The organism is Winogradskyella vidalii (assembly GCF_013403955.1).
Classification (GTDB): domain Bacteria; phylum Bacteroidota; class Bacteroidia; order Flavobacteriales; family Flavobacteriaceae; genus Winogradskyella; species Winogradskyella vidalii.
This window is the reverse complement of record NZ_JABFDG010000009.1, coordinates 142,417-164,875: the sequence shown is the minus strand read 5'-3', so window position 1 is coordinate 164,875 and position 22,459 is coordinate 142,417. Positions and strand designations below refer to the sequence as shown.

The following is a 22,459-nucleotide window of genomic DNA, read 5'->3' as shown; positions in this document are numbered from 1 at the left end:
TCTCTAATAACTTTAGTCTTTATTACCTATGAAGACTTATGATTTCACATAGGAGTCTGAATGAACTTTAGCCACAGCTCTTCCTGAAGGGTCGTTCATGTTTTTAAACGCTTCATCCCATTCTAATGCTGTTGCTGTACTACATGCTACACTTGCTTCTTGCGGCACACTTAAGGCTGCTGCATCACTAGGAAAATGACCTTCAAAAATACTTCTATAATAATATTCTTCTTTATTAAGCGGTGTGTTTATTGGAAAGCGGAATGCTGCATTTTCAATTTGCTCGTCTGTAACTTCTTTGTCAACAAGCTCCTTTAAGGTATCAATCCAACTGTAACCTACACCATCAGAAAATTGTTCTTTTTGTCGCCATGCTACACTTTCAGGAATCATATCTTCAAAAGCTTTACGAATGACCCATTTTTCCATTCGCTCACCATTAATCATTTTATCTGTTGGGTTGATTCGCATAGCAACATCCATAAATTCTTTATCTAAGAATGGTACACGTCCTTCAATTCCCCAAGCCGCTAAACTTTTGTTGGCTCTTAAACAATCGTACATATGTAATTTATCTAATTTACGAACCGTTTCCTCATGAAATTCTTGTGCACTTGGTGCTTTATGGAAATACAAATACCCTCCAAATAATTCATCGGCTCCTTCACCAGACAACACCATTTTTATTCCCATAGATTTAATAACCCTAGCCATTAAATACATCGGTGTGGACGAACGAATTGTAGTAATATCGTAGGTTTCAATGTTGTGAATCACATCTTTTATTGCATCTAAACCTTCTTGAATAGTAAATTTAATTTCGTGATGAACCGTACCAATATGATCGGCTACTTTTTTTGCTGCAGCTAAATCTGGAGACCCTTCTAAGCCAACAGAGAAAGAGTGCAGTTGTGGCCACCATGCCTGTTCTTTATCATCAGCTTCTACACGACGTTCTGAATATTTTTTTGCAATTGCAGAAGTGACTGAAGAATCTAAACCTCCTGAAAGTAAAACACCATAAGGCACATCACTCATTAATTGTCTATGAACAGCATCTTCGAGTGCTTGTTTAACTTCAGCAACACTTGTTTCGTTGTCTTTTACAGCATCATATTCAGTCCAATCACGCTTATACCATTTTACAAACTCACCATCTTTACTAGACATATAATGTCCTGGAGGAAATAACTCTATCTTAGTACAAATACCTTCTAAAGCTTTTAATTCTGAAGCCACATAGAATGTACCATTTTTATCCCAACCGATATATAAAGGAATAATCCCCATATGGTCTCTTGCAATGAAATACTCATCTTTTTCAGCATCATAAATTGCGAAACCAAAAATACCGTTCATTTCATCTACAAAATCTACTCCTTTTTCTTGATACAAAGCTAAAATAACTTCACAATCACTTTCGGTTTGAAAATCGTATTTCCCTTCAAATTGTTGGCGCAATTCTCTATGGTTATAGATTTCTCCATTAGCTGCTAATATTAATTTTTTATCCGGACTCAATAAAGGTTGTTTTCCAGAAGCTGGATCTACAATTGCCAAACGCTCGTGCGCCATAATAACTTTATCATCACTATAAATCCCACTCCAATCCGGACCACGATGACGGATTGTTTTTGCCATTTCTAAAACCTGAGGTCTTAAATCATCTACTTTTTGCTTTATATCGAATGCACATACTATTCCACACATAACTTTTATTTTTTTGAATTAGGCTTTTGGTATTCTCAGCCTTATATTATATTATTAATTACAGGACAAATATGAACTTAAACTTTCATATTAAAAACACAAACACCAATAATGGTTATAATTTAAAACTTTATCTCATAAATAAACTATAATATAAAATTATTATGTCATGAAATTATTAGTTTTACTATAAATCTGTAAATTTTAGGTTTTAATTACGACTGTTAGCTTAATTAAAAACTAATTTTAACCAAACTAAAAACACATTATTACTTATGAAAAAATCAAGCTTATTAACTTCAATTGCCTTTACATTTTTAATGGTATTCACTTTTAATGTTGGCGCACAGGAATTTAAAGACTTAGACAAAAGTCCTATGGATGTAGCGGCATATCCTTCTGATTATAAAGTTTCAGATAAACTTGCAAAAATAACTTACAGTCGTCCACAATTAAAAGGTCGTACTGTTGAAGAATTAGCTAAAGAAGGTGAAGTATGGCGAACAGGTGCTAACGAAGCTGCCGAACTTACACTTTATAAAGACATTAAATTTGGAGACCAGATTGTAAAAGCAGGGACCTATACTTTTTATGTGATTCCAGGTGAAAAATCTTGGACGGCAATCATTAGTTCTGACCTTAATGTATGGGGAAGTTATTTCTATAATGAAGAAAAAGATGTTGCGCGTTTAAAAGTACCCGTAACAAAAGGTAAAACATCTTTAGAAGCCTTCTCTATTGCTTTTGATAAAGCTGACAACGGTGTCGCAATGCATATTGGCTGGGGAACTGTAAGAGTTGCTGTGCCTTTTAGTATGTAATGGTAGATGGTATAAAACAAAAAAAAGTTCCGATGACACAGTGTTGTTATCGGAACTTTTTTATTGCGTTTACTTTAAAATTGCAGTAATACCTTAATTACGGAATATTTAAATATTTATGCGTTTGTAATGATACTTTCCATTTTGGATTTGCCATTACATAATCTACAATAAAAGGCATCATTTTATCACGTTTACTCCATTCTGGTTGCAAATACAAAATACAATCTTTATTCACTTTAGCCGCTTGTTCTTCGGCAAACCTAAAATCATCTTTATTAAATATGATGCATTTTAGCTCATGTGCTTTTTCAAATATTTCTTCTGTAGGCAACTTCATTTTTTTAGGCGAAAGACAAATCCAATCCCACTGCCCAGTTAATTTATAAGCACCAGACGTTTCAATATGCGTTTGCACACCCTTTGCTTTTAATTGCGCTGTTAAAGGTCCCATATCCCAAGTTAATGGTTCTCCTCCGGTAACAATAATGGTATCACTATACTTTACGGCATTTTCTACAATTTTTTCGGTTGCTGTAGGCGGATGTAACTCAGCCAACCAACTCTCTTTAACATCGCACCAGTGGCAACCAACATCGCAACCACCAATTCTTACAAAATAAGCTGCAGTCCCCTTGTGGAAACCTTCACCTTGAATGGTATAAAACTCTTCCATTAAAGGTAGCAATAATCCTTTATCTATTAATTCTTGTCGTTCTCGTCTTGTCATAAGGCTGCAAAGATAGTTATTTAGTTTTCAGTCACAGGCTCACTTTGCAGTAAACTATTCGTGAAATTTAATATTTATAAATCCAGAAATAAAACAACAAGGTGCAAGTAGAATACTTAATTATGAAATTGAAAACTATTTCATACCTGATTAAATTACATTATTTTTATCCAAATTTTCTGAGGAATGAAAAACACTGAAGCTTTTGTAAAAGAAATTATCGAAGGAAACACCTGTAAAGGCGAGTATATAACCTTAGGTTCTGCTATGCTCGATGGCAAAACTATAACAGATACTTTTGTAAATGTCCCGTTAAAAACCATGAACAGACATGGCCTTATTGCTGGTGCTACAGGAACAGGTAAAACCAAAACATTACAGGTATTAGCTGAAAATCTTTCAGAGAAAGGCGTTCCTGTACTATTAATGGATATTAAAGGTGATTTAAGTGGTTTAGCAAAAGCTAGTGAAGGTCATGCTAAAATTGATGAGCGTCACGAGCAAATTGGACTGCCGTTTGAAGCCAAAGATTTTCCGGTTGAAATCATGACACTATCAGAACAAGACGGAGTACGTTTAAGGGCGACAATTAGCGAATTTGGTCCTGTTCTAATTTCAAGAATTTTAGATGTGACTGAAACGCAAGCCGGCATCATTTCTGTCATTTTTAAATATTGTGATGATAACCATCTGCCTTTATTAGACCTCAAGGATTTTAAGAAAATTTTGCAATATGCGACCAATGAAGGTAAAGCAGAGTTTCAAGAATCTTATGGTCGTATTTCTACAGCTTCAACAGGAGCTATTCTAAGAAAAATTATAGAAATTGAACAACAAGGCGGCGATTTATTCTTTGGAGAAACCTCTTTTGATACGCAAGATTTACTTCGGATTGACGAAAATGGCCGTGGGTATATTAATATTATTCGATTAACAGATATTCAAGATAAACCGAAATTATTTTCGACATTTATGTTGAGTTTATTGGCTGAAATCTACTCTACTTTTCCAGAACAAGGCGATAGTGGACGACCAGAGTTAGTCTTATTTATAGATGAAGCCCATTTAATTTTTGATCAAGCTTCAACAGCGCTACTTGACCAGATTGAAAGTATTGTAAAATTGATTCGTAGTAAAGGGGTCGGCCTCTATTTTGTAACCCAAAACCCAACCGATGTTCCTGAAGCTGTTTTAGGCCAATTAGGTTTAAAAGTACAACATGCCTTAAGAGCGTTTACTGCAAAAGATAGAAAAGCCATTAAATTAACAGCGCAAAATTATCCTGATTCAGAATATTACGACACTGCTGAAGTTTTAACATCCTTAGGTATTGGTGAAGCGTTAGTATCTGCCTTAGATGAAAAAGGTAGACCAACACCTTTAGCTGCCACGATGTTACGAGCGCCAATGAGCCGAATGGATATTTTAACAGATGCTGAACTTAGTAGTTTATTGGCACAATCTAAATTAGCCCGAAAATATAATGCGGAAATTGATAGAGATAGTGCTTATGAAATGCTGAATAAAAAAATTGAACTAGCTGAAGCCGAAGAAGCCAAACAAAAAGCAAAAGAAGAGCAAGAAGCTATAAAACGTGCGGAAAGCAAACGAAGCACGTCTAGAAAACAAAGCACACGAATGAATCCTATTGTAAAGGTACTCTCGAGTCCTACAGTAATACGAAGCGTTCTCGGCATACTAAGTAAAATGATTAAATAACAGTAATAATTCAAAATGAACAAAACCCTATTTGTTGCACTAATCGGTGCACTAATGCTAACCAATTGTGCCACAGACAACGCACCAGACCCTTTTTTAGTTAAAAAAAACAATATCGGATTATTAACGGATTCTACTCAAGTTAAAGAATTAGATGCCATTTTCAGTAATGACTCTGTAGTACGTTATATACCGGGATCGGACTTTATAGGCTCGGTTAATACTATTGAAGTCTATGAAAAAGGCGGAAAAAAACTTTTAGACCTATCTCCTCGAAATGCTTCTGATTCAACTTCTGTTATTTCGAGTGTGCATATCATTGACGAACGTTATAAAACAGATAAAGACATAACATCATTAAGTACCTTTAAAGATATTAAGGCTGCTTATAAAATTTCGAAAGTAGACAACTTAATTAACCTTGTTGTTGTAACCGTAAATGACATTAACGCGTCTTTTACTATAGACAAAAAGGAATTGCCAGCCAGTATGCGCTTTGATATGGATATGTCTATCGACCCACTTCAAATTCCTGAAAAAGCTAAGATTAAATATTTTATGATTCACTGGTAACCTCTAGTTTTCAGTCTCAGTCTCAGTCTCAGTCTCAGTCTCAGTCTCAGTCTCAGTCTCAGTCTCAGTCTCAGTCTCAGTCTCAGTAAAAAGTAAAAAAAAATGCAAAAAGACAAAAAATATAAAATTCAAAATTCTCCATTTGTTGTCCCTACTGCAGATGGTAAGATTATAAAAGAACATTTTGGTAATGCTACTGATGGCAATTCCGAAATAAGCATCGCCCATATGGTTGCACCAGCTGGTTGGTCAGAACCTTTTCAGACACCAGAGTTTGACGAGTACACCTTTATCATAAAAGGAAAAAAACAATTTATTATAGACGGTGAAACTATTGTTTTAGAAGCAGGGCAATCTATAAAAGTAGAAAAGCATACGCGATTACAATATTCTAATCCGTTTACGGAAGCTTGTGAATATTTAGCAATTTGTCTGCCTGCTTTTTCAATTGAAGCCGTTAATAGAGAAGAAGAATAAGTATGAGTAGTTTTGTAACAAAATCAATAGGAAATGCACTTAATGCCACAAGTTTAATTTCTTCTAAATACGCTTCTAAAAAAGCCATTAATCTTTTTGCTTCACCAAGAAAAGGACGCTATAACGACCGTCAAAAACAAATTATAGAATCTGCGTTCTACGAAGAAGTCACTTACGAAAATTATAAAATAGCGACCTACCGTTGGGTAGGAAAAGGACAAACGATATTACTGGCACATGGGTGGGAAAGTAATGTAGCACGTTGGAGTTACATTTTAGAAGAACTAAAAGCACAAGACTATAATATTGTGGCTTTAGATGCGCCTGCGCATGGCAGATCCAGCGGCAAACAATTTAATGCCATTCTGTATGCCGAATTTATTAATGTCATAGCCAACAAGTTTCAGCCAGATGTTTTAATAGGCCATTCTGTTGGCGGCATGTCAAGTGTATTTAGTATGTTTAAAAATAATTTATCCTTCATAGATAAATTGGTTTTATTAGGAGCACCTGCTCATTTTACAGGTGTGTTTGATCGGTATAAAAATATGATGGGTTACAACCATAGAATATCTAGCGGACTAGACCGTATTGTTATTGAGCGTTATGGAAACCCTGTCTCCTATTTCTCTACTGCTGATTTTACAGAATCTATTAAAGCTAAGGGATTGATTATTCATGATAAAAAAGACAGAATTATTCCTTATGAAGATGGTCAATTGCTGGCTAGCAGATATAAAAATGCAGAATTTATTTCTACTACAGGCTTTGGTCATGGCCTAAAAGACGCTTCTTTAATTCCTAAGATTATTACATTTATCAATCAATAAAATTGACCGTAATCACCTAAAAAATCATTATATTAAGCTCAATTACTTTACTGAGTTTTTAAAACGTCTAGACAATAGTGCACAGGAAAATGGGAGACAAGAAATTGAAAGTTGCAGAATTATTTGCTGGTGTTGGCGGCTTCAGGCTTGGGCTTGAAAAAAATGATTTTTCAATTGTTTGGAGTAATCAATGGGAGCCATCAACAAAATTACAACATGCCTCTAAAGTTTACGAAGCTAGATTTGGAAAAGCGCAACACACCAACGAGGATATCAATGAAGTGGTTACTAGAGATGTTGAAGAAATTCCTTACCATGATGTTTTGGTCGGTGGGTTTCCTTGTCAAGATTATTCAGTAGCAACCACGCTTCATAATTCTAAAGGATTAAAAGGAAAAAAAGGGGTGCTTTGGTGGTCTATCCATAAAATTTTAGAGAGTAAAAAAGCCCCCCCAAAATATCTATTTTTAGAAAACGTTGATCGGCTTTTAAAATCACCTGCTAAACAAAGAGGTCGAGATTTTGCTGTAATGTTGCAAAGTTTAAATGAATTAGGTTACGCTGTAGAATGGCGCGTTATCAATGCCGCTGAATACGGAATGCCACAACGTAGACGACGTGTTTTCTTTATTGGCTATCACAAATCTACACCAGTATATAAACGCCTTTTTAAATCGAGCAAAACTGATTGGCTTACTGAAACAGGCACTATTGCAAATGCTTTTCCTGTAACCAAAACTACTGCTGTAGACACCATTACTCTAAACGGAGATTTGGTAGAAATTACTAACAACTTCAATAAAGACGGAAAACTTTCTCCTTTTCAAAATACAGGCTTACTCATAAAAAGCCAAGTTTACACCTTAAAAACAACCCCTCTATATGATGGAAAAAGGGTTGTTTTAGCTGACATTTTACAAAACGAAGAAGTCAATCCCGAGTTTTATATCGATGACAAGGACCAAGCACGATGGAAATATTTAAAAGGTGCCAAAAAAGAAAAACGAACCACAAAAGAAGGGTTTGAATACAATTATAGTGAAGGCGGCATGATATATCCTGATGCTTTAGACAATGCATCAAGAACAATTATCACGGGAGAAGGTGGAAAATCACCTTCCCGATTTAAACATGTGGTCGCCACAAAAAAAGGATTAAGACGACTAACACCAATAGAGTTAGAACGCTTAAATATGTTTCCGGATAATCATACCAAATTAGAAGGAATTACAGACACAAAACGCGCTTTTTTTATGGGAAATGCTTTAGTTGTGGGTGTGATAGAAAAAATTGGAGCCGAACTTTATAAACAAATACATGTCTAATTTTAAGTCAGACTTACAGAAAGAAACCCTATTAGCAGCTTATTTAGATGCCGTTTATTTCCGTAAGAACATTGACTTTAAAAGAGTAACTAATTTAAGCCAACAACTTCAAGGTATAGACCTTGTAATCATGCACAAAGCAGACACCTACTATATAGACGAAAAAGCACAACTACATTATTTAAATAAAAATTTACCAACGTTTACTTTTGAATTATCATATCTAAAAAAAGGCCAGAGGAAAACAGGTTGGCTCTTTGATGAACAGAAGCTTACACATTATTATTTTTTAGTTACTGGTATTTATTTAAAAGGAAAAAAATCTAAGCTCAAATATTCAAAAGATATTGAACGGTTAAAAATAACGAGTGTCAACAGAGGGAAATTAGTAAAACACCTTAACAGTATTGGTTTAACTAAGGAAAAATTAAATACTTTTGATTCCATTTTAAGAAAAGGAAACAAATATGGTAAAAAATATATTTCAGAACTGAATCCAAAATCAGAGGGCTTACTATATTATTCTAAACATTTAAGAGAAAAGCCAATCAACCTTCAATTACGATTAAGTTATTTAATTGAAAATAAAATCGCTAAAAAATTTCATTACACTTAGAATTGATGCGCTTTGCACTCTAAATAAAAATATATTCAAATTAAAAAAAGTTTATGACTCAGATTTAAGTGTCGTAAAGTAACAAATCATACAAAATATTATGTCAGAAGATTTAAAGCGCCTAAACAAATACCTTAGTGAAGCCGGCTATTGCTCGCGTAGAGCAGCCGATCGCTTAATTGATGCTGGTAGAGTCACTATTAATGATGTGGTGCCAGAAATGGGAACTAAAGTTTCTTCAGGTGATATTGTAAAGGTCGATGGCGAGATTATTGGTGAGCGCCAACAAGATTTTGTGTATTTAGCTTTCAACAAACCTGTAGGTATTGTTTGTACAACGGATACACGTGTTGAAAAAGATAATATAATTGATTTCATTAATTACCCAAAACGGATTTTTCCTATAGGTCGGTTAGATAAGCCAAGTGAAGGTTTAATTTTACTTACCGATGATGGTGATATTGTAAATAAGATTTTAAGAGCTAGTAACAACCACGAGAAAGAATATATCGTAACCGTTGATATTCCTATTTCTCAAACCTTTATTGAACGGATGTCTGGCGGCATTTATATTGAAGATTTAGGCAAACGCACCAAAAAATGTGTGGTTAAAAAAATTGATAAATTTACCTTTAGTATTATTTTAACTCAAGGGCTAAACCGACAAATTCGAAGAATGTGCGAGTATTTAAATTATGAAGTACAAACTTTAAAACGTGTTAGAATAATGAATATTAATCTCGATATGCCAATAGGACAATATAGAGAATTATCAAAAGAGGAGTTTAAAACCTTAAACCACCTTATTGCAGACTCCGACAAAACCTATGAAGAAAGTCAATCTACCATTAGAAAAAACAAACGTTAATTATGACATTATCTCCTTTTCATTTAGCTATTCCGGTAGACAATCTTACTGCTTGTAGAAACTTCTACACTAATGTACTTAATTTTGAAGAAGGACGCAGCAGTGACCATTGGGTTGATTACAACTTTTTTGGCCACCAATTGGTCATTCATTATAAAGAAAAACAAATCCAAGACACTGCTACCAATTTGGTCGATGGAAAGGATGTCCCTGTACCCATTTTGGAGTGGTTTTAGAATGGACTATTTTTCATGGTTTTGCGGAATTGCTAAAATCTAAAGCAATAGATTTTGTAATTGAACCTTATATCCGTTTTGAAGGTTTAGTAGGCGAACAAGCGACGATGTTTTTCAAAGACCCTTCAGGGAATGCTTTAGAGTTTAAAGCTTTTAAAGACAAGAGTCAGCTATTTGCAAAGTAGCATCTCATTTAATTACATCTTCTTGTTTACCAAATAAAAAAAAAGGGCAATAATTAAATTATTGCCCTTTGTAGTTATCTCTAATTCTTATTAACTATTTCTATGCTGTTCTCTAGCTATCAATGTGTTTTTTAATAACATTGCAATAGTCATTGGCCCTACACCACCAGGAACAGGTGTTATAAAACTCGCTTTTTTACTTACAGGTTCAAAATCGACATCACCTGTAATATAATAGCCTTTTTCAGAATCATCTGAAACTCTTGTAATTCCCACATCAATAATTACAGCATCATCCTTAACCATTTCTGCTTTTAAGAATTTAGGAATTCCTAATGCTGAAATTATAATATCAGCTTGTGATGTAATTTGTGTGATATTTTTAGTGTGACTGTGCGTAAGTGTCACTGTAGAATTCCCAGGAAAACCTTTACGTCCCATTAAAATACTCATCGGACGACCAACAATATGAGAACGCCCAATAACAACCGTATGTTTTCCTTTTGTCTCAACACCATAACGATCTAATAACTCTAAGATACCAAAAGGTGTTGCAGGAATAAATGTTGACATATCTAAAGACATTTTACCAAAATTCATTGGGTGAAATCCATCAACATCTTTATTAGGGTCTACAGCCATTAATACCTTCTGTGTATTAATTTGAGGCGGTAATGGCAACTGAATAATAAAGCCATCTATATCATCATTATTATTTAATTCTTCAATTTTATCTAGTAATTCAATCTCACTTGTAGTGTTAGATAAACGTACCATGGTAGATTCAAACCCAACACGTTCACAAGCTCTCACTTTACTACCAACATACGTTAAACTTGCCCCATCATTACCAACAATAACTGCTGCTAAATGTGGTACTTTTTCACCATTAGCTTTCATCTTATCGACCTCAGCTTTGATTTCGTTTTTTATGTCGTTACTAACTTTTTTTCCGTCTAATATTGTCATGCTTTTGGTTATTGTTTTCTCGCAGAGACGCTAAGGCGCAAAGCTATAATTGTTTGTTTTTTTATTAATAAAAGTCAACTGAAGATTGCGTATTACATTACCAACTGAAGACTGAAACTGTAAACTAATCTTTATTTCGGCATATTCTGCATCATCTGCATCATACGTTTTCCGCCGCCACCTTGCATCATCTTCATCATTTTACTCATCTGTGTAAATTGTTTTAAGAGCTGATTAACTTCTTGTACAGAAGTACCCGAACCTTTACCAATTCGCTTTTTACGACTCGCGTTAATTACCGCTGGGTTTGTACGTTCTTCAGGGGTCATAGAATGGATAATCGCTTCAATACCTTTAAATGCATCATCATCCATATCAATATCTTTCATCATTTTTCCTGCACCAGGAATCATGCCTACTAAATCTTTCATGTTACCCATTTTCTTGATTTGCTGAATCTGTTTTAAGAAATCATCAAATCCGAATTGGTTTTTAGCAATCTTCTTCTGTAATTTTCGAGCTTCATCTTCATCAAACTGCTCTTGAGCACGTTCAACTAAAGACACCACATCACCCATACCTAAAATACGATCGGCCATACGTGACGGATAGAACACATCAATCGCTTCCATTTTTTCACCTGTACCAATAAATTTAATTGGTTTATTAACTACAGATTTAATAGAAATTGCTGCACCACCTCGGGTATCACCATCTAATTTGGTAAGGATTACACCATCAAAATTTAAGATGTCGTTAAAAGCTTTTGCCGTATTTACAGCATCTTGACCTGTCATAGAATCCACAACAAATAAAGTTTCTTGTGGTTCAATAGCTTTATGAATATTAGATATTTCGGTCATCATGGCTTCATCCACAGCCAAACGACCTGCGGTATCAATTATAACGACATTATGGCCATTTGCTTTGGCATGTGCTATACCTGCTTTAGAAATTGCTACAGGGTCATTATTACCTTTATCACTATATACCTCAACCCCAATCTGATCTCCTACAACATGTAATTGATCTATTGCCGCCGGACGATACACATCACAAGCCACTAATAAAGGTTTCTTAGTTTTTTTGTTTTTTAAATAATTAGCAAGCTTACCAGAAAAAGTTGTTTTACCAGACCCCTGCAAACCAGACATTAAAATAACACTAGGATTACCAGAGAGGTTAATTCCTTCTGCGTCACCCCCCATCAGCTCAGTTAATTCGTCTTTAACGATTTTAACCATTAACTGACTTGGTTGTAAAGCCGTTAATACATCTTGGCCTAACGCTTTATCTTTTACACGAACGGTAAATTCTTTCGCAATTTTAAAGTTAACATCGGCATCTAAAAGCGCACGTCTTACTTCTTTTAAGGTTTCTGCAACATTAACTTCTGTAATGCTACCATGACCTTTAAGTACGTGTAACGCTTTATCTAACTTATCACTTAAATTATTGAACATGTTTTATCTTCTGTTTGTAGTCTGCTCTCCTGATAGCTACCGGAAGCAGTCTGTATTATTTAATAAGGTGCAAATTTAATAATTTATGAGGGAATTTCTAATGGGTTTAGAAATTAGTTTTCAGTCTCTGTAGCAGTTACCATACGCTTACTGCTTCATCATAGTTTTAACTCAATAGTTCTTAGAATTCATCAATGCTTATTTCGGGATTATTTTCTTTAAATAACACGTTAGCATATGAAGATATTATATAAAACACATAAGACCATCACACTTAAAACTCAACTAAGAGCAGACTAAATTCAGTAAATTAGAGATCAACATTCTCATTCACAAAAAAAGAGCCACTCATGGCGAACGACCCTTTTTATCAACTTAACTAAAACTAACTAATAGCTTTCTATTTATATCTTATTCGCAATTTCTATCTATTACAATTTCATTGCTACTATCATTAACATTGTGCAACACCAACTGCGCTGCTGTACATTCTACAACTAACCAATTTCCATTTATGGCTTGAACATTTGGACCAGCAACATTTGAAAATTCTATGACAACACCTTCATTTGTTTGTAATGTAGACCAACTTGCATCAATGATGATAGTATCTGTATAGATAACTACAATTCCTGAGTCTTCTTCAAAATCAAAATTATAATCCATAAGATTATCGCTTCCGTTATAACTGGCAATATGCCATTGACATTGTGTTAATATGCCTTCAATATCGCCCTCTGTACAAGAACCAGCATTACAATTAATGACGTTTAATTGAATAGGGAATATATCTACTTGATTATTTATTTCCACTCTAGTATATACAGTAGAATTTAATTCGGCTGTATTATAAACTTCAGGGGTTACTATAGTATTGGTTTCAGCTTCCGCATCAGCGAGAGTTTCGTAATAAGTGACATTATCTGCGCTTGGCGTACAATTCGCAAAAGCTAATGGTAAATTAAATTCATAGAGAACAGTTGCATCGGTATAACAGGTTTCTAAAACGGCATCAAAACTTTGGAAACATTCAAAAGAATCGCACTCTGAAGTAATTAATGTTATTGAATAGATTTCATAAAATCCATTTTCATCTTCTATTCTTAAATAGACCTGTGCGGTTAATGCTTCATAAGCCTTTGTGTTTTCTATTGGATTGACATCTGTTTCAGCATCTATCAATGAAGAATGAAATGTAGCGGTGAATACTGCATTACAATCGACTAATCCTATAGTGTTTGCGCTTAAATTAAAAACAGGACTATTATTAACTAAAGTACATTCCGTAATTTCATAATTACTAAAACAACTGAAAGGAGTAACGTCATTACATTCTTTAGTTAAAACCAAATGCTCATCTCCTAATTGTAAGCTTATAGATCCTTCTTCACATTCTGTTACAATCCATTCGCCTTCGAGACTGTCTTCAAAAGCTGTTAATTCAGAAATAGCTAAGGTAACACCAGCTTCAGAAGTCGATAAACTCCAGTTACCTCCTATAGCCGAAGTTGCCAGGCCTTCAGAAATTTGTAATTCATTATCAGCATTAAACAATAAACTATAATTTTCAAAATTATCTGAACCATCAGTAAAACGCCAAGGACATGACATTAAATTTATAAGAATTTCATCTTCAACACAATCATAATTACCAATTGCACAGTTTTCTTCAGCAGCCTGTATAGCTTCCGTTAATTCTTCATTGGTATTAATTTCAATTACCTCACCATTAGTGTATTGTAATGACACAGGAAAATTAAGGCTAACAATTAGAGTTATTTGATTATTTTCTAAGCTATTGAAAAAACTAAATAGAGACTCATCGTTATTTATAACTAACGTTTCTATTAAATTAAATCCTGTATTAAACACTGAAAATGAAAGAGGATAACTAAAATCTACACATGTAATACTATCCGTAGCGTTAACCTCACAACTATCTACAAAGCCCTGAAGCTCTTCTTGATTTTCTATTGTAAATTCACTATAATCACTAAAAATAATGGTAATAGGAAATTCAAAATCTATAACATTAGTATTCGTATTCTGTTCGCTCAACCAGGTTTCTAGATCAGCTTCTGTGTCTATAGTCACAGGCGTACCGTTCACCAAAATACTGACAGGTAAGTCTACTGAAAAACAACTAGAATTATCTAAAACATCATCATAAGCGCCGTAATTAGCAGATGTACTTGTTATGAGATTAGCTAATACAGAGTCAGCTAAAATTGTTTCTTGCTCATTTGGAGTATCGACATCTGTAATTTCATCTTGGCACGATGAAAAGCATAATAGGGCAAAAAGGAAATAAGTTACTAACTGGTAGGTTCTAGTTTTCATTATACTGAATTTTAACTCTTTACTATAAAACAGTTGAACTGAAATAAGTCCTACCATTTATTATTAAAATTTTATTTATACTTTGTGGCCACTTTATAACGCTATGAGCAACCCTTTACAAGACAATATTTGTGAGTCGCAATTATTTGAGCGCCTGTATAAAAAACATGCTAAAAACTTGCATGATTTTTTATATTACAAGTTTGGTGAACAGTTAAACCCCCAAGACAAAGTACAGGAAGCCTTCATTAAACTATGGCAGAATTGCCACAAAGTAACACCAGATAAAGCCAAAAGTTTTTTATTTACAACCGCAAATAATTTAATGCTCAATGCAACGGCACACCAAAAAGTAGTTTTAAAATATCGCAAGCGACCTCAAAAACAAGCTACCAACGAAACACCCGAATTTTTATTACAAGAAAAAGAATACCACCAAAAATTACAAAATGCTATAAGTAATTTAACCGAGGCACAACGTGTCGCCTTTTTAATGAATAGAGTTGAAGGCAAACGATTTAAAGAAATTGCAGTGCTCTTAGGTATTTCTGTAAAAGGTGTAGAAAAACGAATTTATGGGGCACTTAAAAAATTGCGAGAGGAGATTGATGAGCTTTAAAATGAGTTATCAGTCACAGTTTAAAGTTTAAAAGAATGAGGCATAATAGATGACTGATGACTTTGAAATTTGAATAAAGTAGGGTTTTGTAAACCTAAGCTGTTATATAAACAAAAACATATTATTAAACGCACCTACAAAATAGCTTATCATCTAAACCATGAATAGCAATGAATCGTTTAAAATAATATTATAAAGAAAATGAACAGAGCAGAACTTATAAAAAAATGGTTAGATAATAATCTAAATTCTGAAGAGCAAAAAGCTTTTGAGCAACTAGATGATTATAACGATTTAATAAAAATGGATATAGCTTTAAAGAATTTTAAAGCACCAGAAACTCCTGTTGAACACAACTATCAAACATTAGAAAGACAACTAAAATCTAAGAAGAAAAATTCGAATCAATGGTTAAAACCACTGCTTAGACTTGCTGCCGTTTTAGCGATTGGCTTTAGTGTATTCTTTTACACTTCAAAATTAGACACGGAGATTAACACAAATATTGCACAGCAAAAAACAATAGCACTACCAGACAACTCTTCTGTAGACTTAAATGCCAATTCACTAATAACATATAACAAAAGTAATTGGAATGAAGTTAGAGAAGTAGCACTTCAAGGTGAAGCTTTTTTTAAAGTTGCCAAAGGCCAGAAATTTGACGTTATAACTACTGCTGGTACCGTAAGTGTTCTTGGAACACAATTTAATGTAAAACAACGCGAAGCTTATTTTGAAGTCACTTGCTATGAAGGCTTAGTTGCCGTTACTCAAAATAATAAAACAGTAAAATTACAACCCGGAAACACATTTGCTATTATTGACGGTAAACAAATTGTAAAGACAAAAGAAAACACTAATCAACCTATTTGGCAAAATGGAGAAAGTAGTTTTTCTGGTATTGCTTTAAAACATGTTATTGCTGAATTTGAAAATCAATATGATATAAAAATGAATACCAATACTATTGATACTTCACGGTTGTTTACAGGCAGTTTTACACATAATAATTTAGATTTAGCATTACAATCTATTACAATACCATTAAATTTAAGCTATAGTAAGTCAGGAAAATCTATTTTATTAGAGAAGCGTGAATAAAAAATTACTCTGTTTAATTTTCTTCTTTTTAACCATTACCTATTGTCCCCCAACTTACAGTCAAGAACAACAGGAACAAATACCACTTGCCCAAGTACTTTCTGATTTAGAAAAACGATTCGATGTTAAGTTTTCTTTTGAAACAAAAACCATTGAAGATGTTTCAGCTTCATTAATAGATTCAGAATGGTCACTTACAGAAACTATTGATTATTTAAATCAAAATACCATCCTTAATTTTAAAATTTTAAACCATCGATTTATAACCATCACACATAAAACTGTTTTAGAACTACAAAACAATATGCAACGGCTAGAAGAAGTTGTTGTGACCAATTATCTAACTAGAGGTATTTCTAAAATTAACAATGGAACTATTGAAGCAGACACTAAAGCGTTTCAAATTTTACCAGGCTTAATTGAGCCTGATGTATTACAAATAGTACAAAATCTACCCGGAATTATTAGTACCGACGAGCGTATTTCTAATCTAAATATTAGAGGTGGCACCAATGATCAAAACCTTATTGTGTATGAAGGTATACGCATGTATCAAACGGGTCATTTTTTTGGATTAATCTCTGCTTTTAATCCTTATTTATCTGAAAATATTACTGTGTCAAAAAATGGAACAAGTGCTAAATTTGGCAATGCTGTTTCAGGTACAATTGCCATAAAGAATGATGACGAATTAAACGATAACTTTAGCGCAGGACTTGGAGGAAATCTTTTGAGCGTTGATGGTTTTGCTAAAATTCCCTTGTCTAAAAAAACAGAACTACAATTAGCCAGCAGACGTGCCTATACCGATATTCTGGTATCTAAAACTTACGATGCTTATTTTGACCGAATTTTTAGAGATTCTGAATTAAATTCAGCAAATAACAATATGCTGTTAGCCTTAGACGAACGTTTTGTTTTTCATGATTTTAACGCTAAATTTCTATACGACATTGACCAAACCTCTAAGCTACGTGTTAATGTATTACACATGTATAATGACTTAAACTACAACCAAGTATTTACGACAAATGATAATAATTTTCAAGAGACTCAAAGTGAACTCAATCAAGAAAGTTTTGGCGCTAGTGCTAGCTATTCAAAATTACTAAAACACGACATTAAATTCACTGCTGAAACCTATTATTCTAGCTATGACCTAAAAGCTATTAATAACAATATCACTGACAATCAGTATTTAGAACAAGAGAACAAAGTTGAAGATTTTGGTTTACGATTAGACATTCACAAAACTTTAAATCCGAGTTTAAAATTAAATCTTGGCTATCAGCTTAATGAAGTTGGCGTTACAAATTTTGAAAGTGTTATTAATCCTAATTTTACCAGTTTAAAAAAGGAAATTATAAGAACACATGCTTTATTTGGTGAATTAGAACGCTATTCGCAATCTCGCAATACCTATTTACGCTTTGGTGCAAGGATTAACTATTTTAGCAAACTTCAAGATTTAATTATTGAACCTCGATTTGCTTTTAACCAGAAGCTCTGGGATTACTTTAGGCTAGAAATATTAGGGGAATTAAAGAGCCAATCTATTACTCAGGTAATCGATTTACAACAAGATTTTTTTGGTATAGAAAAGCGCCGATGGCAACTAGCCAATGACCATACCATTCCTTTAATTAAGAGTCAACAAGTATCAATAGGAATTAGCTACAATCAAAACAACTTATTAGTTTCACTTGAAGGCTATTATAAGAATGTAAGTAATATAACTACGCTTAGTCAAGGGTTTCAGAATCAATTTCAATTTACAAACGCTATTGGCGATTATGATATTAAAGGCATTGATTTTTTAATTCACAAACGTATTAGTGATTTTAGCACATGGTTTAGTTATACTCTTAGTAAAAATGATTATTATTTCGAAAATCTAAATAATAGCAATTCTTTTCCAAATTCGGTCGACATACAGCATTTTGCTAATGTATCTTTAACTTACAGTTTAGCCAATTTTAAAATTGGTTTTGGTGCTAATTGGCATTCCGGACGCCCTTACACCGCTCCATCAGATAATCAAAACACGAGTAATTCATCTATTGAATATAAAACACCAAATAGTTCACGACTGCCAAGTTATTTTAGAACTGACATTTCTGCTATTTATAATTTCAAAATTTCAGAAGGAACAAAGGCAGAATTAGGCGCCTCAATTTGGAATATCTTTAATCAAACGAATATTATAAATCGTTATTACAGTTTAGATTCTGATAATTCTATCGTAAAAATTAATAATCAATCTCTAAAATTTACGCCAAATCTTAGTTTTAGAATCAAATTTTAGTTGTTAATTGTAACGCTAACCACCATAACCAATAGCTATTAAAAGTTTTACAAGTCTAGTTTTAACATTTATATTAATTGTTTTTAGTCAGTATTGTTTTACACAGACTATTGATGACGACAACAATTCATCTATACTTATCATTCCTGAAATTTTAATCGGGAAAACATTAGAAGCCAACACCCATTTTCCGGAGACCAAACTTCAAAAAAATATATTTTTTAGTGTAGGCCAATACAATTTTAACCCGGACAAAGAATGGGCTACGCGATTAAACAATCCTAAAACAGGGGTTTCTTTTGGTTATACGGATTTTGGGAATTCGGAAAAAGTTGGGCAAGCTTACAGTATATTACCCTTTATAGAATTTTCAATATTAAAACAACAAATTGAAGGCTTAAATTTACAAATTGGCTTTGGAAGTTCTTATATAAATACCCAATATGATGAAATTCACAATACATTCAACAGAGCTATAACCACTAAACTCAACTGGTCTTTTCGGTCGTTTTTATACTATGACATACTTAAAACAAATACTGTAGATTGGCGGTTAGGCATAGGCTGCATTCACCACTCTAATGGTCATACCAATTTACCTAATCAAGGTTTAAACACTTTATCCGCAAGTGTATCTGCAAAAATTGACACGAAACAAACTGATTATTCTAATTTTGAAAAACCAACTTTTAAATCAAAATCCCAAACTTACTTTGCCTTTAGATTTGGATTGGGACAAAATGTATTATCTCAAAAATTCAATTCAAAAAAAGACGTTTATACCGTTAGTGCATCTTCAGGTAAAATTATAAACAACACCTTTAAAATTGGCGGTGGGTTTTACTACCGATTTTACGAACATTATTACGACTATATTAAAAACAATGAAACTCTAGTTGCAGAACAATATCCTCATTACACAGAAAACCCTTATGGCTATGCCACAAACTTTGGTTTATTTGCAACTTCAGAATTATTAATTGACCATTTTGGCTTTGCGTTAGATTTTGGTCTTAACATCTATAAACCATTCTATAAGGTCGACTGGCAAATTAACCAAGGGTATACATACCAAAATTTAAATAATCAAACTTTTGAAGTTTTAGGCGAATTAAACTGGTACTACGAAATTAAACGAACCATATCTACACGAATGGGCATAAAATATTATCTATGGACAACCAACAGAGCACCTCAACATAATATTTTTATTGGTGCTCATATTAATGCTAACTTGGGTCAGGCCGATTTTACCGAATTGAGTTTAGGTTATGTTCATAGACTTGGCGTAAAAATTAATTAGTAATTTCTAGCTCCAATTCAAAAACTACATACGCTCAGGTACTTCAATTCCTAAGACTTGAAATGCATTTTTAATGGTATGACTTACTGATTTTGATAAGGCAACTCTAAAGCTTTTTTCTAAATCTGTATCTGCACCAAGAATAGAAACGTTTTGATAAAATGAATTAAAATCTTTTACCAATTCATAGGTATAATTAGCGACAACTGCAGGACTATGTTGTTCTGCTGCATTTTGAATTACCTCAGGAAATAACTCTAACTGCTTAATGAGCTGTTTTTCTTTTTCATGAAGCGTTAAGCCACTGAAAACCTCATCTTCAGAGCTAGTAGAAGTCGATTTTCTTAGTATAGATTGAATTCTAGCATAAGTATACTGAATAAAAGGCCCTGTATTTCCTTGAAAATCGATGGATTCTTTAGGATCAAATAAAATTCGTTTTTTAGGATCTACTTTTAATATATAATATTTTAGAGCCCCTAAACCAATGGTTTTATAAAGGGTTTCTTTTTCAGTTTGGTTATAATCTTCTAGTTTCCCTAACTCTTCTGAAATCTCTTCTGCAGTATCTGCCATTTCCTGAATTAAATCATCAGCATCTACAACAGTTCCTTCTCTACTTTTCATTTTTCCACTTGGTAAATCTACCATACCATAACTTAAATGGAATAGGTTTTTAGCCCAATCAAAACCTAATTTCTTTAAAATTAGAAATAAGACTTTAAAATGGTAATCTTGCTCGTTACCAACAGTGTAAACCATACCACCAACATCTGGATAATCTTTTATGCGCTGAATGGCTGTACCTATATCTTGGGTCATGTAAACCGCTGTACCATCGCTACGCAATACTATTTTTTCATCTAGTCCATCTGAGGTTAAGTCACACCAAACTGAACCATCCTCTTTTTTAAAGAAAACTCCAGATTTTAAACCTTCTGCAACAAATTCTTTTCCTAATAAATACGTATCACTTTCGTAATAATAAGCATCAAAATCAACCCCTATATTTTTATAGGTGACATCAAAACCATCATAAACCCATTGGTTCATTTTTTTCCAAAGAGCAACAACAGCATCGTCTCCTGCTTCCCATTTTATAAGCATTTGTTGAGCTTCTAATAAAATAGGCGCATTCTTTTTGGCCGCTTCTTCCGATTGCCCTTGCGCTATTAATTCGGCAATTTCAGCTTTATAGGCTTGATCAAATTTTACATAATAATTCCCCACTAACTTATCCCCTTTTAAAGTTTCGGTAGGTGTTTCATTAGCGCCAAATTTTTGATAGGCTAACATACTTTTACAAATATGAATTCCTCTATCATTAATAATTTGGGTTTTATACACTTTCTTTCCTGAAGCCTTTAAAATTTCAGCTACACTATAGCCTAAAAGTACATTTCTTACGTGTCCTAAATGCAACGGTTTATTAGTATTTGGGGATGAATACTCTACCATTACAGCTTTATCATCCTTTTGATCAACATAACCGTAAGTTGAATTATCTTTAATAGAATTGAAAAAATTGAGGTAATGTACATCATTGATTTCAATATTTAAAAAACCTCTTACAACATTAAATCCAATCACCAAATCCACATGATCTAAAAGATATTGACCAATTTGCTCACCTATAATCGCAGGATTCCCCTTAACGACACGCAACATCGGGAAGACAACAACCGTAATATCTCCAGCAAACTCTTTGCGAGTAGCTTGAAATTCTACGGATTCTAATTCCGATTGAAATAATGCTTTAACAGCTGACTTTACCTGAAATTCTATAGTATCTTGAAGACTCATTCTTGTATTATTATTGTATTGTAAAACGTTGGCAAAGATAGCAGTTTTATTGAGATTCTATAGAGACATAATTACCCAACTTTATATATCGAATAAAAAAAGCATAAAAGAGACAATGACCTATTTAAATTATAATTTATTAATTCTAAAAAAGAAACGGTTCTTTTTAATTTAAGTAACCTCACACTAGGTTTTAATAATAAAGTGCTTTCTATATATTAAGCTTACCTATAATTATATACAATAAGAAAAAAAATGTGTTTGTAACCGTAACTTAAAATAATTATTAGCACAAACAAACCCAACACAAACAACTGACTACCTGCGCATTATACAGAAAGTGCATTTCGTCGATTAAATGGTATTACTACTATTAAATTTGCTTTTTATCGATTTGTTCATTTTTAAAAATATTATATTTGTCTGTTTATCTAATTTATTGGTATTAAAACCTAATAATTAGCAT

General features: G+C 33.2%; 18 protein-coding genes and 2 pseudogenes. 14 read left to right on the top strand and 6 right to left on the bottom strand.

The genetic code is table 11. The annotated features are described in order from the left end of the window. Positions 1–36 precede the first annotated feature (36 nt). On the bottom strand, positions 37–1,710 hold the full coding sequence (gene asnB, locus HM982_RS17455) for an asparagine synthase B (protein WP_179354613.1): 1,674 nt from the start codon (positions 1,708–1,710) through the stop codon (positions 37–39). A 275-nt stretch (positions 1,711–1,985) separates the two neighbouring features. Between asnB and HM982_RS17450 the strand changes: the two genes are divergently transcribed. Next, a complete protein-coding gene (locus tag HM982_RS17450; RefSeq protein WP_179354612.1) occupies positions 1,986–2,531 on the top strand; it encodes a DUF2911 domain-containing protein in 546 nt (181 codons plus the stop codon). A gap of 97 nt (positions 2,532–2,628) precedes the next feature. Here HM982_RS17450 and HM982_RS17445 read toward each other — a convergent pair whose 3' ends face one another. Beyond that, the gene (locus tag HM982_RS17445) at positions 2,629–3,261 is read right to left on the bottom strand and encodes a 7-carboxy-7-deazaguanine synthase QueE (protein WP_179354611.1); all 633 of its coding nucleotides are present in this window, start codon (positions 3,259–3,261) and stop codon (positions 2,629–2,631) included. 186 nt (positions 3,262–3,447) lie between these two features. Here HM982_RS17445 and HM982_RS17440 point away from each other — a divergent pair, with 186 nt between their 5' ends. The 8 genes and pseudogenes from HM982_RS17440 to HM982_RS17405 all read left to right on the top strand — a co-directional run bounded on the left by HM982_RS17440 (position 3,448) and on the right by HM982_RS17405 (position 10,090). Next, the gene (locus tag HM982_RS17440) at positions 3,448–4,980 is read left to right on the top strand and encodes a helicase HerA-like domain-containing protein (RefSeq protein WP_179354610.1); all 1,533 of its coding nucleotides are present in this window, start codon (positions 3,448–3,450) and stop codon (positions 4,978–4,980) included. 15 nt (positions 4,981–4,995) lie between these two features. After that, positions 4,996–5,553 (top strand): hypothetical protein, encoded by a 558-nt coding sequence (locus HM982_RS17435; protein ID WP_179354609.1) that lies wholly within the window; start codon positions 4,996–4,998, stop codon positions 5,551–5,553. 102 nt (positions 5,554–5,655) lie between these two features. After that, complete coding sequence (locus tag HM982_RS17430) at positions 5,656–6,030, top strand: cupin domain-containing protein (RefSeq protein ID WP_179354608.1); 375 nt, start codon at positions 5,656–5,658, stop codon at positions 6,028–6,030. Between the two features lie 2 nt (positions 6,031–6,032). Next, positions 6,033–6,860, top strand: a complete 828-nt coding sequence (locus HM982_RS17425) for an alpha/beta fold hydrolase (protein ID WP_179354607.1) — start codon at positions 6,033–6,035, stop codon at positions 6,858–6,860. 89 nt (positions 6,861–6,949) lie between these two features. Then, positions 6,950–8,185 (top strand): DNA (cytosine-5-)-methyltransferase, encoded by a 1,236-nt coding sequence (gene dcm / locus HM982_RS17420; RefSeq protein ID WP_179354606.1) that lies wholly within the window; start codon positions 6,950–6,952, stop codon positions 8,183–8,185. Beyond that, positions 8,178–8,801 carry a hypothetical protein gene (locus HM982_RS17415; RefSeq protein ID WP_179354605.1) on the top strand — a complete coding sequence of 208 codons (624 nt, stop codon included), beginning with the start codon at positions 8,178–8,180 and terminating at the stop codon, positions 8,799–8,801. Before dcm ends, HM982_RS17415 begins: the two co-directional genes overlap by 8 nt. Before the next feature lie 100 nt (positions 8,802–8,901). Further along, positions 8,902–9,669: a 23S rRNA pseudouridine(2604) synthase RluF gene (gene rluF / locus HM982_RS17410; RefSeq protein WP_179354604.1), complete on the top strand. Its 768-nt coding sequence runs from the start codon at positions 8,902–8,904 to the stop codon at positions 9,667–9,669. A gap of 2 nt (positions 9,670–9,671) precedes the next feature. Next, positions 9,672–10,090, top strand: a pseudogene (locus tag HM982_RS17405) (VOC family protein). 90 nt (positions 10,091–10,180) lie between these two features. Here HM982_RS17405 and HM982_RS17400 read toward each other — a convergent pair. The 3 genes from HM982_RS17400 to HM982_RS17390 form a co-directional block, all read right to left on the bottom strand. Next, positions 10,181–11,059: a bifunctional 5,10-methylenetetrahydrofolate dehydrogenase/5,10-methenyltetrahydrofolate cyclohydrolase gene (locus HM982_RS17400; RefSeq protein ID WP_179354603.1), complete on the bottom strand. Its 879-nt coding sequence runs from the start codon at positions 11,057–11,059 to the stop codon at positions 10,181–10,183. A gap of 131 nt (positions 11,060–11,190) precedes the next feature. After that, a complete protein-coding gene (gene ffh / locus HM982_RS17395) occupies positions 11,191–12,522 on the bottom strand; it encodes a signal recognition particle protein (protein WP_179354602.1) in 1,332 nt (443 codons plus the stop codon). 411 nt (positions 12,523–12,933) lie between these two features. Then, positions 12,934–14,862 (bottom strand): hypothetical protein, encoded by a 1,929-nt coding sequence (locus tag HM982_RS17390; RefSeq protein WP_179354601.1) that lies wholly within the window; start codon positions 14,860–14,862, stop codon positions 12,934–12,936. 103 nt (positions 14,863–14,965) lie between these two features. Between HM982_RS17390 and HM982_RS17385 the strand changes: the two genes are divergently transcribed. The 5 genes and pseudogenes from HM982_RS17385 (at position 14,966) to HM982_RS18600 (ending at position 20,190) form a co-directional block, all read left to right on the top strand. Next, positions 14,966–15,481, top strand: coding sequence for an RNA polymerase sigma factor (locus tag HM982_RS17385; protein WP_179354600.1), 516 nt, complete (start codon positions 14,966–14,968; stop codon positions 15,479–15,481). A 201-nt stretch (positions 15,482–15,682) separates the two neighbouring features. Beyond that, positions 15,683–16,582: a FecR family protein gene (locus HM982_RS17380; protein WP_179354599.1), complete on the top strand. Its 900-nt coding sequence runs from the start codon at positions 15,683–15,685 to the stop codon at positions 16,580–16,582. Beyond that, positions 16,575–18,887, top strand: a complete 2,313-nt coding sequence (locus HM982_RS17375; RefSeq protein ID WP_179354598.1) for a TonB-dependent receptor domain-containing protein — start codon at positions 16,575–16,577, stop codon at positions 18,885–18,887. Before HM982_RS17380 ends, HM982_RS17375 begins: the two co-directional genes overlap by 8 nt. Positions 18,888–18,918: 31 nt before the next feature. Beyond that, positions 18,919–19,512 (top strand): annotated as a pseudogene (locus tag HM982_RS18710) (acyloxyacyl hydrolase); the annotation flags it as partial. A 105-nt stretch (positions 19,513–19,617) separates the two neighbouring features. Continuing rightward, positions 19,618–20,190 (top strand): hypothetical protein, encoded by a 573-nt coding sequence (locus HM982_RS18600; RefSeq protein WP_246296922.1) that lies wholly within the window; start codon positions 19,618–19,620, stop codon positions 20,188–20,190. A 24-nt stretch (positions 20,191–20,214) separates the two neighbouring features. On the opposite strand, the gene argS is transcribed toward HM982_RS18600, so the two are convergent. After that, positions 20,215–21,993: an arginine--tRNA ligase gene (gene argS / locus HM982_RS17365; RefSeq protein ID WP_179354597.1), complete on the bottom strand. Its 1,779-nt coding sequence runs from the start codon at positions 21,991–21,993 to the stop codon at positions 20,215–20,217. Positions 21,994–22,459: the final 466 nt, after the last annotated feature.